This window comes from Mesorhizobium sp. B3-1-9 (assembly GCF_006439595.1).
GTDB lineage: Bacteria > Pseudomonadota > Alphaproteobacteria > Rhizobiales > Rhizobiaceae > Mesorhizobium.
The window spans coordinates 127,572-140,034 of sequence record NZ_VFTJ01000014.1; the positions used below are offsets into that span (position 1 = coordinate 127,572).

General features: G+C 65.2%; 11 protein-coding genes. 5 read left to right on the forward strand and 6 right to left on the reverse strand.

What is annotated here, in order from left to right; genetic code table 11:
- Positions 1 to 66 precede the first annotated feature (66 nt).
- Both FJW07_RS22630 and yihA read left to right on the forward strand, forming a co-directional pair.
- Positions 67 to 705, forward strand: coding sequence for a CatB-related O-acetyltransferase (locus FJW07_RS22630; protein WP_140858834.1), 639 nt, complete (start codon positions 67 to 69; stop codon positions 703 to 705).
- Positions 706 to 737: 32 nt separating this feature from the next.
- A complete protein-coding gene (gene yihA / locus FJW07_RS22635) occupies positions 738 to 1,373 on the forward strand; it encodes a ribosome biogenesis GTP-binding protein YihA/YsxC (RefSeq protein WP_281405343.1) in 636 nt (211 codons plus the stop codon).
- Positions 1,374 to 1,385: 12 nt separating this feature from the next.
- Here yihA and FJW07_RS22640 read toward each other — a convergent pair whose 3' ends face one another.
- Together FJW07_RS22640 and FJW07_RS22645 are read right to left on the reverse strand one after the other, a co-directional pair.
- Positions 1,386 to 3,860, reverse strand: a complete 2,475-nt coding sequence (locus FJW07_RS22640; protein WP_140858836.1) for a DNA translocase FtsK — start codon at positions 3,858 to 3,860, stop codon at positions 1,386 to 1,388.
- 219 nt (positions 3,861 to 4,079) lie between these two features.
- Positions 4,080 to 4,778 (reverse strand): TetR/AcrR family transcriptional regulator, encoded by a 699-nt coding sequence (locus FJW07_RS22645; protein ID WP_140641901.1) that lies wholly within the window; start codon positions 4,776 to 4,778, stop codon positions 4,080 to 4,082.
- Positions 4,779 to 4,911: 133 nt separating this feature from the next.
- Here FJW07_RS22645 and FJW07_RS22650 point away from each other — a divergent pair, with 133 nt between their 5' ends.
- Together FJW07_RS22650 and FJW07_RS22655 are read left to right on the forward strand one after the other, a co-directional pair.
- Positions 4,912 to 6,105 carry an HlyD family secretion protein gene (locus FJW07_RS22650; protein ID WP_140858837.1) on the forward strand — a complete coding sequence of 398 codons (1,194 nt, stop codon included), beginning with the start codon at positions 4,912 to 4,914 and terminating at the stop codon, positions 6,103 to 6,105.
- A 118-nt stretch (positions 6,106 to 6,223) separates the two neighbouring features.
- On the forward strand, positions 6,224 to 7,837 hold the full coding sequence (locus tag FJW07_RS22655) for a DHA2 family efflux MFS transporter permease subunit (RefSeq protein ID WP_140858838.1): 1,614 nt from the start codon (positions 6,224 to 6,226) through the stop codon (positions 7,835 to 7,837).
- A 93-nt stretch (positions 7,838 to 7,930) separates the two neighbouring features.
- Here FJW07_RS22655 and msrB read toward each other — a convergent pair whose 3' ends face one another.
- From msrB to FJW07_RS22675, 4 genes are all read right to left on the reverse strand, one after another.
- On the reverse strand, positions 7,931 to 8,434 hold the full coding sequence (msrB, locus tag FJW07_RS22660) for a peptide-methionine (R)-S-oxide reductase MsrB (protein WP_140654515.1): 504 nt from the start codon (positions 8,432 to 8,434) through the stop codon (positions 7,931 to 7,933).
- A gap of 231 nt (positions 8,435 to 8,665) precedes the next feature.
- Positions 8,666 to 9,223, reverse strand: coding sequence for a fasciclin domain-containing protein (locus FJW07_RS22665; RefSeq protein ID WP_140858839.1), 558 nt, complete (start codon positions 9,221 to 9,223; stop codon positions 8,666 to 8,668).
- A gap of 205 nt (positions 9,224 to 9,428) precedes the next feature.
- Positions 9,429 to 10,151 carry an anti-sigma factor gene (locus FJW07_RS22670; RefSeq protein ID WP_140858840.1) on the reverse strand — a complete coding sequence of 241 codons (723 nt, stop codon included), beginning with the start codon at positions 10,149 to 10,151 and terminating at the stop codon, positions 9,429 to 9,431.
- Complete coding sequence (locus FJW07_RS22675; protein WP_140858841.1) at positions 10,148 to 10,687, reverse strand: sigma-70 family RNA polymerase sigma factor; 540 nt, start codon at positions 10,685 to 10,687, stop codon at positions 10,148 to 10,150. Before FJW07_RS22675 ends, FJW07_RS22670 begins: the two co-directional genes overlap by 4 nt.
- Before the next feature lie 143 nt (positions 10,688 to 10,830).
- On the opposite strand from FJW07_RS22675, the gene FJW07_RS22680 reads away from it, so the two are divergent.
- Positions 10,831 to 12,345, forward strand: a complete 1,515-nt coding sequence (locus FJW07_RS22680; RefSeq protein ID WP_140858842.1) for an amidase — start codon at positions 10,831 to 10,833, stop codon at positions 12,343 to 12,345.
- Positions 12,346 to 12,463 lie beyond the last annotated feature (118 nt).

The window sequence follows — 12,463 nt, forward strand, 5'->3', positions numbered from 1 at the left end:
GGATCACGTTAGTTTGATCGCGCGCGAACCGCGCCGGAACACGCCTGCGACCATGGAGGGACCGCGATGACCGGACCCAATCCCAACATCAAGCATCCGATTGCGATGCACCCGCGCGTCGGCTTCCTGAAGGGGCTGGTGAGCGCGCCGAATATCGAGATCGGCGACTTCACCTATTACGACGACCCCGATGGTCCCGACAAATTCGCCGAGAAATGCGTGCTGCATCACTACGACTTCATCGGCGACCGGCTGGTGATCGGCAAGTTCTGCGCCATCGCCGAGGGCGCGCGCTTCATCATGAACGGAGCCAACCACGCCATGTCCGGCTTCTCGACCTATCCGTTCAACATCTTCGGCCATGGCTGGGAGGAGGGTTTCGACCCGCGGACAATGTCGAACGAGATCCGCGGCGACACCGTCATCGGCAATGACGTGTGGATCGGCATGGACGCGGTGGTCATGCCGGGCGTCAAGATCGGCCACGGCGCCATCGTCGCCGCGAAATCGGTTGTCACGCACGACGTGCCGCCTTATGCGATCGTCGCCGGCAATGCGGCCAAGGTGGTGAAGATGCGCTTCGATGAATTCACGGTGCGGCGGCTTTTGACGGCAGCATGGTGGGACTGGCCGGTCGACAAGATCAGCCGCAACCTCGATGCCATCCGCGGCGCCGATATTTCCAGGCTGGAGGCAGCGGTTTGAACGCGCCCGACAAGAGCACGAACGAAACGGCGATAAGCCCGGAGCTGTTCACCCGCGGTTGGATCTTCATCCGTGGCGTGCCGTCGATGAAGTTCCTGCCGCCGGAAGGACCGCCCGAGATCGCCTTCGCCGGCCGCTCCAATGTCGGCAAGTCGTCGCTGATCAACGCGCTGGTCGGGCACAAGGGCCTGGCGCGGACGTCGAACACGCCGGGGCGCACGCAGGAGCTCAACTATTTCGTGCCCGACGGCTTTTCCGGCGAGGGCGCCGACCTGCCGCCGATGGCGCTGGTCGACATGCCGGGCTACGGCTACGCCAGCGCGCCGAAGGACAAGGTCGATGAGTGGACGAAACTCATCTACGAGTATCTGCAGGGCCGCGTGACGCTGAAGCGCGTCTATGTGCTGATCGACGCGCGCCACGGCATCAAGGCCAAGGACGAGGAAGTGCTGACCCTGCTCGACAAGGCGGCGGTGTCCTACCAGGTGGTGCTGACCAAGACCGACAAGATCAAGGCCGCCGGCGTGCCGAGGCTGATCGAGGCGACGCTGGCCAAGATCAAGAAGCGGCCGGCGGCGTTCCCGGTGGTGCTGGCCACCTCGTCGGAAAAAGCCGCCGGGCTGGACGAGTTGCGCGCCGCCATCGCCCTGGTGGCGAACGGCGGCTGATTTCGTTGGACCTCAATCCATCTCGTCGCGTTCAGGCTCGCGGTCGCGCCGGCCGGTGAGTATCTCGCGCTTGCCGACATGGTTAGGAACGCCGACCAGGCCTTCCTTCTCCATGCGTTCGACCAGCGAGGCGGCGCGGTTGTAGCCGACGCCGAGGCGGCGCTGGATGTAGGAGGTCGAGCATTTCTTGTCGCGCTTGACCACCTTGACGGCTTCCTCATAGAGCGCGTCGCCATCCTCCTCGGCCATCGCGCTTTTGTCGAAGACCGGGCCAGCGTCGGCGGCTTCCTCGGCTTCCTCCTCGTCGGCGGTGACGGTGTCGAGATATTCGGGACGTCCCTGAGCCTTGAGATGCGCCACGACCTGCTCGACCTCCAGGTCGGAAACGAAGGGACCGTGCACGCGCGAAATGCGGCCGCCGCCGGCCATGTGCAGCATGTCACCCTGGCCGAGGAGTTGCTCGGCGCCCTGCTCGCCGAGGATGGTGCGGCTGTCGATCTTCGACGTCACCTGGAAGGAGATGCGGGTCGGGAAATTGGCCTTGATCGTGCCGGTGATGACGTCGACGGACGGGCGCTGCGTGGCCATGATCAGATGGATGCCGGCGGCGCGCGCCATTTGCGCCAGCCGCTGGATGGCGCCTTCGATCTCCTTGCCGGCGACCATCATCAGGTCGGCCATCTCGTCGACGATGATGACGATGTAGGGCATGGGCGCGAGGTCGATCGCGCGCTCCTCGAACAGCGGCGCGCCGGTGCCTTTCTCGAAGCCTGCCTGCACCTGCATGGTCACGACCTCGCCCTTGTCGCGGGCGCTTGCGGCGCGCTGGTTGTAGCCGTCGATGTTGCGCACGCCGAGGCGCGCCATCTTGCGGTAGCGGTCCTCCATCTCGCGCACCGCCCATTTGAGCGCTGTAACCGCCTTCTTGGGATCGGTGACGACCGGCGTAAGCAGATGCGGGATGCCGTCATAGACCGAGAGTTCGAGCATCTTGGGGTCGACCATGATGAGGCGGCATTCCTGCGGCGTCAGCCTGTAGAGCAGCGACAGGATCATGGTGTTGATGGCGACCGACTTGCCGGAGCCGGTGGTGCCGGCCACCAGCAGATGCGGCATCTTGGCGAGTTCGGCGATGACCGGTTCGCCGCCGATCGTCTTGCCGAGTCCGAGCGCCAGCTTGCAGGAGGTGTTGCGGAAACCGGCCGATCCGACCAGCTCGCGGAAATAGACCGTCTCGCGCGTTTCGTTGGGCAGCTCGACGCCGATGACATTGCGGCCCGGCACCACGGCGACACGGGCCGAGATGGCCGACATCGAGCGGGCAATATCGTCGGCCAGCCCAATGACGCGGCTGGATTTCACGCCCGGCGCCGGCTCGAACTCGTAGAGCGTGACGACCGGGCCGGGGCGGACATGGATGATCTCGCCCTTGACGCCGAAATCCTCCAGCACGCTTTCGAGCAGGTCAGCGTTCTGCTCCATCCGCTCCTGCGACATGTAGAAGCCCTGACCTTCCGGCGGCATCTGCAGAAGGTCCTCGGAGGGAAGCTCGTAACCGGCCATCGCAGATAGCGGCACAACCTCGCCGGCCATGGGCAGCGAAGGCGTCCGCCTGGCCGTCCTTGCACTCGACGGGGCGGAAACCGGCACGGGTTCGACAGGCGTCGGCTGGACGGCCGCGAAGGCCGGCGTGGACATCGAGGCAGAGCCAGCATTCGACACGTTGGAGCGCCATTCGATGACCCGGTAAAACGACGTCGCCTCGCTCATGAAGGGGGCATGGGCTTGGCTCGACTGGGCCGCCCGACGATGCGCCGGCATCGGCCTGACCGGCGGTTGCGCCGGAACGGCCGGCGCCTGACCGGCTTCGTTCAAACGCGCCCGCGCCAGGCGCTCGGCGAGGAAGGGCATACCGAATTCGAAAAAGGCATGATCGGAAAGATAGGACCAGCGCAGTGCGCTTGGGCGCGGTTTTGGCGTCGGAGCGGCGGCAGCCTGGGGGGGCGCCGCGGCCGGAGGGATTGCGGCAGGGGCAATCGCGGAAGGCGCGCGGACCGGTCTGGTTTGCATCGGCGCTGCGGCGGGAGCGGCTGCGACGGTGGGACTTTTGCGGACCGGAGCGGCGGGTGCCGGCGGCGCGGGCCGGACGGGCTCGGATACCTTGTCATGCGCGGCATCTTCCACCTGCGGGGCGGCGCGCCTGGAGAGATCGGTATCCGGTGTGCGGGTGAACCGTACATTGGGCGCAAGGAAGAAATAGTCCTGCCATGCCGGGCGGCTGAACTCGCCGCCATCGGCCGATTCGGAGGATGCGGCGCGAGCCGCGTCCGATTCGATTGCCGGCGCAACGCGCAACGCGACCACCTGCCCCGATTGCGCCTGCGGTTGCGAGGCCGCGCCACCGCGCCCGTCCGTGCCGTGATCGTCTTCGCCGTTATAAGCGGAAGCGCCGGAAAGATTGGCGCGGGAAAAGCGCGTGGATGTCATTCTCGAGACTCGCCGATTGAACGTCTCCCGAGACATAGGAAGCGATGGTTAACAGGTCCTTCCGAAAGTGGCTGCCGGACGATGCCGATCGAAATTTTGAGAGGGCCGCGGACGATCTCGACGACGTCGCGTTCAGCCGTCATTGCCCGCGCCGTCAAAGACGCGGCGAGGCCCTTCAGCCTTGCTTCGCACGCTTTGGGATCCACCTGCCCGGGGTAGTCAGGCCGATTGCAACGCCTTTTCCTCGGCGAAGAATTTTTCCGTGGCGTAGGCCTTGAGGAAGACGTCGACACCGGAGGTCACGATGTGCTCGATCTCCGCCTGGCTCGGCGCCTTGGTGCGGTAGGAGAAGATGCACTGGCGGAACAGGCCGGCGAGACAGAGCTCGGTGAACTGATAGGCGGCAAGGTCAACATCGTCGATCTTGAGCAGGCCGCGTTCGACGGCTTCAATAAGGAAAGCCATGACCTTGTCGTGGCCGCGCTTCGGGCCGCGTTCGTAGAAGCGCGCGCCGAGCTCCGGGATCCTGTCGGACGCGCCGACCACCGTGCGCTGGGCCTGGATGACCTTGGCCGAGGTGATCTTGACGGAAAGCACGGTGCCAAACTTCACCAGCGTCTTGCGCAGGTCATCGAAGTGGTCGAGCACCTCATACATATTCTTGAAGATGGTGCCGCGCTCTTCCTCGATGAGAGCCTCGAACAGCTCTTCCTTGTTCTCGAAATAGACGTAGATCGTGCCTTTGGAGACGCCTGCCTCGCGCGTGATGTCGTTCATCGAGGCGGCCTCGAAGCCCTTGTCTATGAAGACGCGGCGGGCGCCCTCGATGATCTGGGCCCGTTTTACAGGATCCTGCCCGGCCGCCGGACGGCCCTTGCGCAAGTCGAGCAGATCGCTATCGGCTGTCGTTTCGACCATGGAAGTCATTCCCTAGAAAATATTTCGAACCGCTCGGTTCGATTTCCTCTTGATATGGTCCTCTTTCCGCGCTATGTCAACGGCGAATTCGAACCGAACGGTTCAGTCTGACTGACATTCCAGAGAGATCCCCATGTCCTCGAACGCGCCCGCCACCGCCGAAGTCCGCACGTTTCCCAACGCCAAGGTCCAGCCCTCGACCGAAGCCCCGGAAGCGCCTGTCCAGCCCGTCACCCCGGTCGCGCCTCCCGCAGCCGACGTGCCGGCCAAGAAGAAGCGTTCGGTGCGCTCTTTCCTTCTGCCTATCATCGGCCTTGCCCTCCTCGGCGCCGGGTCCTGGTACGGATACAACTATTGGACCGACGGCCGGTTCATGATCGCCACCGACGACGCCTATGTCCAGGCCGATATGTCGTTCGTGTCGCCGAAAATATCCGGTTACATCGACAAGGTGCTGGTGAGCGAGAACCAGCAGGTCAAGGCCGGCGATCCGCTGTTCGTCATCGACAATGGCGACTACAAGATCGCGGTCGCCCAGGCCGAGGCGCAGATCGCCACATTGAGCAAGACACTCGACCGCATCGACGCCCAGACCAAGGCGGCCCAGGCCTCGCTGTCGCAGGCCGAGGCGCAGAAGGTCGCGGACCAGGCCGCCGCCGACAATGCGGCGCGCGCCCAGGTGCGCGCCGCGCAGCTGCTCAAGACCCATGTCGGCACGCAGGCCCAGCTCGACGACGCCCAGACCGCGCTCGACCAGGCCAAGGCGGCGCTTGTCGGCGCCGACGCGCAGATCGCCGCGGCGCAGGCCAATGTCGGCGTTCTGGAAGCGCAGCGCGCGGAATCGGCCTCGACGCTCGCCTCGCTGCAGCTCACCCGCGACAAGGCGCAGCGCGACCTGTCCTTCACCGTGCTGAAGGCGCCCTATGACGGCGTCGTCGGCAACCGCTCGGTCGAGCAGGGCGACCTCGTCAGCCCCGGCCAGAAGCTCGCCGTCGTCGTGCCGATGGACAAGCTCTACATCGTCGGCAACTTCAAGGAGACGCAGCTTGGCCGCATGGTGCCCGGCGAGAAGGTCCGTATCACCGTCGACGCGATCGACGGCCAGACCTTCGAAGGCACCGTGTCTTCGCTGGCGCCGGCTTCGGGCGCGGTGTTCTCGCTGCTGCCGCCGGAAAACGCCACCGGCAACTTCACCAAGGTGGTGCAGCGCGTGCCCGTGCGCATCGACGTGCCGGCCGATGTCTTGAAGACCGGCAAGCTGCGCGCCGGCCTGAGCGTCGTCGTCGCGGTCGACAGCCGCACCGCGCCGGCCTCGACGACCAACTAATTGGGGGGCGGTTCGGTGGCCATTCGAGCGCCGAGCCGCCCAGCCTGCTTTATCCGTTTCGACGCAATTCGGGACCGCCACGCGCTTGTCCTCGAGAATTGCCTAGGGAGGCCATGACATGGCAACCGCAACCATCACCGCAGGATCGGCACCGGGACGCCCGGTCGCTGCCGCGCCGGCCCTGCCCGCGGACCATATGCCTGTGCGCCGCGTCGTCGCCTTCCTGGCGATGGTGTTCGGCATGTTCATGGCGATCCTCGACATCCAGATCGTCTCGGCCTCGCTGTCGGAAATCCAGGCGGGCCTGAGCGCCAGCTCAGACGAGATCCCGTGGGTGCAGACCGCCTACCTGATCGCCGAGGTGGTGATGATCCCGCTGTCGGGCTTCCTCAGCCGCATGCTGTCGACGCGGGTGCTGTTCACCACCGCGGCGGCCGGCTTCACCGCGGCCAGCGCGCTGGCCGCCACCGCCACCAATATCGACCAGATGATCGTCTACCGCGCCATCCAGGGTTTTATCGGCGGCGGCATGATCCCCAGCGTGTTCGCGGCCGCCTTCACCATCTTCCCGCCCTCCAGGCGCGCCGTCGTCTCGCCGATGATCGGCCTGGTGGCGACCCTGGCGCCGACGATCGGCCCGACGGTGGGCGGCTATATCAGCCACGCCATGTCCTGGCACTGGCTGTTCCTGATCAATGTCGTGCCCGGCATCCTGGTGGCGACGGCGGCCTGGGCGCTGATCGATTTCGACAAGCCCAACCTGAAACTGTTCTCCAAGTTCGACTGGTGGGGCCTCGCCGGCATGGCCGCCTTCCTCGGCTGCATGGAATATGTGCTGGAGGAAGGCCCAAACCATGATTGGCTGCAGGAGCCGGCGGTGTTTGCCTGCGCCATCATCATGACCATCGGCGCCATCATCTTCTTCTGGCGCGTCTTCACCGCCGAGGAGCCGATTGTCGACCTCAGGGCCTTCAGCAACGTCAACTTCGCCTTCGGCTCGCTGTTCTCCTTCGTCGTCGGCATCGGCCTTTACGGGCTCACCTATCTCTATCCAGTGTTCCTCGGCCGTATCCGCGGTTACGATTCGATGATGATCGGCGAGGCGCTGTTCGTCAGCGGCCTGGCGATGTTCTTCACCGCGCCCGTTGCCGGCATCCTGTCGAACAAGATCGATCTCAGGCTGATGATGATGATCGGCTTCCTCGGCTTCGCCACCGGCACCTGGTGGATGACGAACCTCACCGCCGACTGGGATTTCTATGAGCTGTTGATCCCGCAGATCCTGCGCGGCTGCTCGATGATGCTGTGCATGGTGCCGATCAACAACATCGCGCTCGGCACACTGCCGCCGGAACGGCTGAAGAATGCGTCGGGCCTGTTCAACCTGACCCGCAATCTCGGCGGCGCCGTCGGCCTCGCGCTCATCAACACGGTGCTGATCGACCGCAACGCCTTCCACTATGCGCGGCTCGCCGAGCATGTGCAGTGGGGCAGTCAGGCGGCGCAGGCCAAGCTGCAGAACATGACGCAGACTTTCGAGCAGACCGCCGGCCTCGACGCCACAAGTGCCGCGATCTCGAAACTGTCCGGCATGGTGCAGCAGCAGGCCGCGCTTTTGTCCTTCATGGACGTGTTCATGATGCTGACGGTGCTGTTCGCCTCGCTCGGATTCTTCGTGCTGTTCATCAACAAGCCGGCCCAGCAGGGCGGCGGTGGCGGCGGAGGTCATTGAGGAGCCGGAACCCCCGCCTGGCTTCCTCAACGCGTGACCCCGGAAATCGGCGACGATTTCCGGGGTCATTCTTTTCGGCAGGACTGGATTTGCTCAGGCGGCGGCCGGCTTGAAGCTCAGCGCCACGCCGTTGATGCAATGGCGCAGGCCGGTGGGCGGCGGACCGTCGTCGAAGACATGGCCGAGATGGCCGCCGCAGCGGCGGCAGTGAACCTCGGTGCGGGTCATGCCGAGAGAATTGTCCACGGTCTTGCCGATGGAGTTGGCGATTTCCTGGTAGAAGCTCGGCCAGCCGGTGCCGGAATCGAATTTCGTCTCCGACGAATAGACCGGCAGGTCGCAGCCGGCGCAGGCGAAGATGCCCTTGCGATGCTCGTTGAGCAGCGGGCTGGTGCCGGGATATTCGGTGCCCTCTTTGCGCAGCACGTCGAAGGCCTCGTCCGAAAGGATGGCGTGCCACTCGGCATCGGTCTTTGTGACCTCGAAGGTCTCGGCGGCCAAAGCCGGTTTCGGTCCGCCGGCGCGCAGCATCGCCCCGGATCCGACGATGAGAGCGGTGGCGGCAGCCCCGCTCCAGAGAAAATCGCGACGGTTCATGGCCGTTCCTCCTGACGCATTTTGCCAAGATAGAGCGACGCCCGGAAATCAAAAGCCGGTGACGCCCTATCCATGTTGAGCAATTCCAGCCGGAAACCGCCTGGCGCCTTGCTGGAATTGCCGCTCCGCGCCCCCTTTCGGGACGGCGCGAAGCACACCCTTGCCGGCGGCGCGGATCTTGGATGTCGCGGCCGGCGTTCAGCCATGTCTTCGCCGGCCGGGTCCGCTTTGTTACATCTTCGGCAAGAGAACCTTGTCGATGACGTGGATGACGCCGTTCGACTGGCGGACATCGGCGATGGTGACGTCGGCGACATTGCCGTTCTCGTCGGTCACGGTGACCTTGCCGCCCTTGGCCTTCAGCGTCAGCTCGCAACCGCCGACCGTCTTGACCTGGTGGGCGCCGCCATCGGCCTTGGCCATCTTGGCGACGTCGGCGGCCAGCGCCTTGGCGGCGATGACATGGCATGTGAGAACCTTGGCCAGCCTGTCTTTGTTCTCGGGCTTGAGCAGCGTGTCGACCGTGCCGGCGGGCAGCGCCGCGAACGCCTCGTTGGTCGGCGCGAAGACGGTGAAGGGACCGGCGCCCTGCAGCGTGTCGACCAAGCCGGCGGCCTTGACCGCGGCGACCAGCGTGGTGTGGTCCTTCGAATTGACGGCGTTCTCGATGATGTTCTTCTTGGCATACATCGGCGCGCCGCCGACCATCGGATTGGCGGCATAGGCGACGGCGCCGAGCGCCGAAAGGCCGAGCGCAGAGGCAAGCAAAATGGTGGCGAGTTTACGCATGATGTCAGTCTCCTTGGGTTGCTCTCTTCCCGTCAGTGGGAACGAAAGGAGATACGGATGTGAAAGAAGTTAGTTTCACGAGCGTCGAGAGATTTTTTCTTTCGATTTATTTCTCTCACACCATCTGTGGCGGCAGCGCACTTCCGCCGATTGCCGAAGGCAAGCGATAGACTTTAATCAGTCTTTGAGAACATGTCGCCTGAGATCAGATGCCCTTCAGGTCACCCGCGGCGACGACCGGACCGGTCGGCTGACCGGTCGGCGAACCGCCCGAAGGCTCGAGACTGACGGCGAGCACGGCGCCTTGCGCCAGCTTCTGCTGAACGGCCGCCGTGACCGCCATGCGTGCGGTCGGGCCGGCGGGGATGACGCCCATCGAGACCGGCGCGTTCTTGCCTTCGATCATCCACAATTCGAAATCCTTGCCGGCGCCGCGATCGCCGGAAACCAGCGACAGGCCGACCTCGTGGCGGGCGGCGTCATAAACGGCAAGGTATTTGACGTTGCTGTTGTCGGCGGCGAGTGACGCGACCAGCCTGGTCTCGGGCGGCTGGACCGGCGGGTTGACATAAGGCAGGGCGACATAGACGGCCAAGGCGGCGATGGCCGCCGCGGCGAGACCGCGCCAGAAGGCCAGGCTCGCCCACAGGCCGGCGCTGGGCGCCGTGGACGTGGACGCGGACGACGCGAACAGGCGGCGGTCGATCGCCGCCTTGACCGAAGCCGGCGGCTCGACCGCGGCATAGGCGGCAGCCATCGGCGCGAAGTGGGCTTCCCAGGCATCGACCAGGCGGGCGAACGCCGTCTCGGCGTCGATGCGGCGGGACGCGATCTGGCGTTCGTCGGCCGCCAGAACGCCGAGAACGTATTCGGCGGCGAGCAGCTCGTCACCTCCATGTTCCGGTCCGTTGTCTTCCGCCAGCGTCATCTCTCCAGGCATTCTCTAAGTTTGAGCAGGCTTCGCCGCAGCCAAGTCCGCATCGTGTTCAGCGGGACCTTGAAGCGCTCCGCCAGCTCGGCATAGCTTTCGCCGCTCAAATAGGCGCCCCGGACGGCCGCCGCCCGGTCTTGTTCCAGCTCGTCGAGGCAATGGTAGATGCGTTCGGCCTCGCCGGCCGCCACTGCCATGGCCTCGGGTCCCGGCGTCGGATCGGCGACTTCGAAGGCCCTATCGATGTTGGCGGAAGGGCTGCGCCGGGCCCGGATGCGATCAATCGCATGGTTGCGCGCAACGGCCACCAGCCAGGAAATCGGGCTCAGATCGGAAACCGCGAAACGATCCGCCTTCGTCCAGATTTTGACGAAGACCTCCTGCAGCGCTTCTTCCGCATCTCCCCTGTCCCGCAATACACGAAGGCAGACACCGAAAAGTTTCGCGCTGGTCTGCTTGTAGAGCAGATCGAACGCTGCCCGGTCCTTCATAGAAGTCCGGACGATCAGCTTGCTGATGTCCTGCGGCGCCATGCAGGCAAATTAGAAGGTTGCGATTTATTTGCAACGGGCGCCGAGAGCTTGGTCACCCCAAGGTTTGTCGTGCCACTGGCTTGTCGAATCCCGATACCGATTTGCAGGCTCATGAGATAGTCTTCGCCAAAAGAGAGGCGGCGATGTCGATTGAACAGGTGCTTTGGGAGCGGGATGCGACCGGTCTCGCCGACCTCGTGCACAGGAATGAAATCTCGCCGCCCGAACTGGTCGACGCGGCGATCGCGCGCGCCGAGGCGACACGGCCCGACATCAACGCCATCGCCACGCCGCTTTACGAGGCAGCGCGGGCACGGGCGAAGACCATCGACCGCACGCTGCCGCTGGCCGGCGTGCCGTTCGCACTCAAGGACCTCGGCATCGGCCTCAAGGGCGTGCCGATCCACGGCGGCAGCCGCATCCCGCCCTTCACGGCCGATTTCAGCTCGGTGATGGTCGAGCGTTATCTTGCAGCCGGCCTGATCCCGATCGCCACCAGCACCTCGCCCGAGCATGGGCTCAGGCTGATGACGGAGTCGGCCCGCTTCGGCATCACCCGCAATCCCTGGAACACCGGCCACACGACCGGCGGCTCATCGGGCGGATCGGCGGCGCTCGTCGCTGCGGGCGTTGTGCCGGCGGCGCACGCTTCCGACGGCGGCGGCTCGATCCGCGTGCCCTCAGCCTGCAGCGGGCTGGTGGGGTTGAAGACCTCGCGAGGGCGCGTGCCGCTGACGCCGCTCGTCAGCGAAAGCTGGTACGGCATGGTGGTCGACCATGCCGTCAGCCGCTCGGTGCGCGATACGGCGCTTCTGCTCGACCTCACCCACGGCGCCGATCCGCTCTCGCCTTACGCGGCGCGCGCGCCGCAGGGTTTCTTCGCGGTCGCCGCGGCGCGCGACCCGGGCAAGCTCACCCTCGCCGTCTACCGCAAGTCGCCGCTCGGCCTGCCGATCTCGGCCGAAACGCTCCAGGCGCTCGACACCGCGGTGGCGCTGGCGCGCGAAGGCGGCCACACCGTGGAAGAGATCGACCTGCCTTTCATCGGCCGCGATTTCATTTCCGATTTCTGCAAGACGGTCGCTTCTGCCGTTGCCGGCACGATCCGGGGCGAGGCGCAGCGCGTCGGCCGCCCGGTGACCGGCGAGGTCGAGCGTGCGACCCGCGTTCTCGCACGTCTCGGCGAAATGCTGTCCGCCGGCGAAGTCTATGAGGGCGTGCAGCGGCTCAACGCCACGGCGCGGCGGCTGATCGAAGAGACCGCGCGCTTCGACGCCGTGCTGATGCCGATCATCGCGCATCCGCCTTTGGCCTGCGGTTCGATGGACCCCAAAGGCGCCGACGAATTCGTCGAGAACCTGCTCGACAAATTGCATCTCACCCGCCTGCTCAAGGTCAAGGCGCTGTTCGGCCAGCTGATGGACAAGAGCCTTTGGTTCACCCACTGGCCGGCGATCCAGAATGTCAGCGGGCAGCCGTCGATCGCGCTGCCGGTGCATGTCACCGCGGACGGCCTGCCGCTCGGTGTCCAGGCGGCGGGGCGGCCCGGCGACGAGGAGACGCTTTTGTCCTTCGCCGCGCAGATGGAGAAGCTTTCGGGTTGGCTGAAGCGGCGGGCGCCGCTCAAGGTGCCTGGTGGTTCTGCGCAGGGATTTTGAAACTGCCACTTATCACGGTAAGATTGTCATCGTCATTTCGGTGAGATCAGCGCAAACGCTGGGAATTGGCCGAAGCCTTCCGACCTCGTCATTCCAGGGCGGGAGCAGCCGCGAAGCG

Coding starts and splice junctions, on each gene's coding strand:
- FJW07_RS22680 (WP_140858842.1), top strand. CDS start 10,831: ATGTCGATTGAACAGGTGCTTTGGGAGCGGGATGCGACCGGTCTCGCC.
- FJW07_RS22630 (WP_140858834.1), top strand. CDS start 67: ATGACCGGACCCAATCCCAACATCAAGCATCCGATTGCGATGCACCCG.
- FJW07_RS22655 (WP_140858838.1), top strand. CDS start 6,224: ATGGCAACCGCAACCATCACCGCAGGATCGGCACCGGGACGCCCGGTC.
- FJW07_RS22675 (WP_140858841.1), bottom strand. CDS start 10,687: ATGGCGCCGCAGGACATCAGCAAGCTGATCGTCCGGACTTCTATGAAG.
- FJW07_RS22650 (WP_140858837.1), top strand. CDS start 4,912: ATGTCCTCGAACGCGCCCGCCACCGCCGAAGTCCGCACGTTTCCCAAC.
- FJW07_RS22665 (WP_140858839.1), bottom strand. CDS start 9,223: ATGCGTAAACTCGCCACCATTTTGCTTGCCTCTGCGCTCGGCCTTTCG.
- FJW07_RS22640 (WP_140858836.1), bottom strand. CDS start 3,860: ATGACATCCACGCGCTTTTCCCGCGCCAATCTTTCCGGCGCTTCCGCT.
- FJW07_RS22670 (WP_140858840.1), bottom strand. CDS start 10,151: ATGACGCTGGCGGAAGACAACGGACCGGAACATGGAGGTGACGAGCTG.
- FJW07_RS22645 (WP_140641901.1), bottom strand. CDS start 4,778: ATGGTCGAAACGACAGCCGATAGCGATCTGCTCGACTTGCGCAAGGGC.
- msrB (WP_140654515.1), bottom strand. CDS start 8,434: ATGAACCGTCGCGATTTTCTCTGGAGCGGGGCTGCCGCCACCGCTCTC.